This window comes from Nocardia sp. CC201C (genome assembly GCF_030010695.1).
Classification (GTDB): Bacteria; Actinomycetota; Actinomycetes; order Mycobacteriales; family Mycobacteriaceae; genus Nocardia; species Nocardia otitidiscaviarum.
The window spans coordinates 1-2,477 of the sequence record NZ_JASCXP010000655.1; the positions used below are offsets into that span (position 1 = coordinate 1).

Sequence of the window (2,477 nt, forward strand, 5' to 3'; positions counted from 1 at the left end):
GACGCCGCCTTCACCGTGGACCGGGTCGCCGAGCATCCGGCGGTGGCCGTGCGCGCGGGTGACGCCGACGCCGCCCTCGCGCTGCTGGCCGACGGCGGCCACGAACTGTCCCTGCACGCCCCCGAGGACGTCAGCGAGGTGCGCGAGGACCTGCTGCGCGCCTCCGGCGACGCCACCGACGCCGCCCTGCGCGGTGATGCCGCCGCCGCGCTCACCGCCCTGGAATCGCATCGGCTGCTGTGCGCGCACCGGCAGGGCCCCTACGGCGTGGAGCGCTGGGACCGGCTCGCCGCCAGCTGGGTCACCGCCGCCGGTATCGCCTCCGATCCCGGTGCGGGACAGTGGTATCCGGGCCAGCCGCTGCTGGTCACCGCCAACGACCACGAGGCCCGCATCTACAACGGCGACACCGGCGTGATCGTGCGCGCGCCCGACGGCACGCTGCGCGCCGCCCTGCAGCGCGGCACCGAACCGTATCTGGTGCACCCCACCCAGTTCCCGGGCGTCACCACCGTGTACGCCATGACCATCCACCGCAGCCAGGGCAGCCAGTACGACACCGTCTCGGTGGTGCTGCCCGGACCCGAATCCACGCTGCTCACCAGGGAATTGCTGTACACGGCCATCACCCGCGCGCGCAAACGGGTCCGGATCATCGGCACCGAGGAGTCCATTCGCTCCGGAATCGACCGTCGGGTCCTGCGCGCCAGCGGACTGCGCGTGAACTAGAGCGCTGATTCGTCCGTTTGGAGCAGACTGGGGGATATGGGAATGCCTGCCGAATTCGAGGGAACCAGCGAGACGATCATCGCCGCCGACGGCACGCCGATCGCCTTTCACACCACCGGGCACGGCCCGAGTGTGATCGTGATTCCGGGGGCGCTGTCGGTGGCCGCGGGTTTCGCCCGCTTCGCCCGTACCCTGGGGGAGCGATTCACGGTGCACATCATGGAGCGGCGCGGCCGCGGCGACAGCGGGCCGCAGGGGGAGGACTACAGTATCGATACCGAACTCGAGGATCTGCGCGCACTGCGCGACAAGACCGGCGCGACCCTGCTGGTCGGGCACAGCTACGGCGGGCTCATCGCCCTGGAGGCGGCGCGGGATCCGGAGATCCGGAAGGTCGCGGTGTACGAACCCGGTGTCTCCGTCAACGGTTCGATGCCCTCGAACTGGATTCCGTCCTATGAGAAGTATCTGCGGCAGGACAAGCCGTGGAAGGCGTTCGTGCAGTACCTGCGTGCGGTCGGCCCGGAGGGCATTCGCCGCGTGCCGAAGTGGATGCTGGAGCGTGCCATGCCGTTGGCCATGAAAGCGCCTGAGCGCGACATCATCTCGAGTCTGCTGTGGGAGAATCTGCGCGAGCACCGCGAGGTCATCCGCCTGGACGACACCTATCCGCACTATCGCGACATCACGGCGGAGGTGCTGCTCATGGACGGCGATCGCGACCGGCTCGCCCGCGACGACGCCGACCGCGACCGGCTGGCCGAGGTCATCCCGCACTGCGTCCGATACACCTTCCGGGGCCTCGACCACTTCGGCATCGACAAGAACGATCCGGCCCTGGTGGCCGCCACCGTCGCCGAATTCCTCGACACGCCATAGGCATCCGGTGACAGCGGCGGCGCGCTGCGGGTTCTGCCGCCGGTGAGCCGCGTACTATCGCACGTCGCCGCGGCCGCGACTTCGCACGCCGGTGCCGCCGCGGACTATGGCGCGGGTGCGGCAGCGGGCGCGGGCTGCCGGGCCGGTGCGCGCAGGATGAGCGCGGCGGCCACGGCCCCGACCGCGAGCAGTGCCGCCGCCAGCCGCAGCGCGGTGGTGTACCCGTCGGCGAGCACCTCGGGTGCGCCGCTGTCACCGATGACGGTCGCGGCCGTGGTGGCCAGCACCGCCAGTCCCAGTGAGCCGCCGAGTTGCCGTGCGCTGTTGAGGATTCCGGAGGCCAGCCCCGACTGCTCGGCGGGCACGCCGCTGACGGCCGCGACTCCCATCGCCACCGTGGCCGCGCCCACCCCGACGCTCGCCACCATCGACGGACCCAGCACCGCGACCAGGAAATGCGATGTGGGAGTGGCGAATCCGAACCACAGCAGACCCGCTGCCCCCAGCAGCCCGCCGATCAGCAGCACCGGGCGCGGACCGTACTTCGGCGCGGTGAGCATCGCGACCCGCAGGCCGACGCCCACCCCGAGGCAGAACGGCACGAAGGCCAGCCCGGTCGCCACCGGCGAGTAGCCCAGCACCCGCTGCATGAGCAGGGAGACGAAGTAGAAGCTCGCGAACTGCGCCGAGGCCAGCATGAAGCCGAAGACCGTGGCCCCGACGAGGGAGCGGCGGCGCAGGAAGCCCAGCGGCACCAGGGGATCGGCGGTGCGCGCCTCCACCAGCGCGAAGGCGATCAGGGCGAGCGCTCCGGCCGCCGCCCAGCCGAGGGTACGCGCCGAAGTCCAGCCGTGCTCCTCGGTCGAGAT

General features: G+C 71.3%; 3 protein-coding genes. 2 read left to right on the forward strand and 1 reads right to left on the reverse strand.

Annotated features, from left to right (window positions below; all coding sequences use genetic code 11):
- Together QK444_RS35550 and QK444_RS35555 are read left to right on the forward strand one after the other, a co-directional pair.
- A partial coding sequence (locus QK444_RS35550) for an ATP-binding domain-containing protein (protein ID WP_282786413.1) occupies positions 1–729 on the forward strand: 729 nt, incomplete at its 5' end.
- 36 nt (positions 730–765) lie between these two features.
- Positions 766–1,608, forward strand: a complete 843-nt coding sequence (locus tag QK444_RS35555) for an alpha/beta hydrolase (protein ID WP_282786415.1) — start codon at positions 766–768, stop codon at positions 1,606–1,608.
- 104 nt (positions 1,609–1,712) lie between these two features.
- Here QK444_RS35555 and QK444_RS35560 read toward each other — a convergent pair.
- The coding region (locus tag QK444_RS35560; protein WP_282786418.1) for an MFS transporter at positions 1,713–2,477 on the reverse strand (765 nt) is incomplete at its 5' end.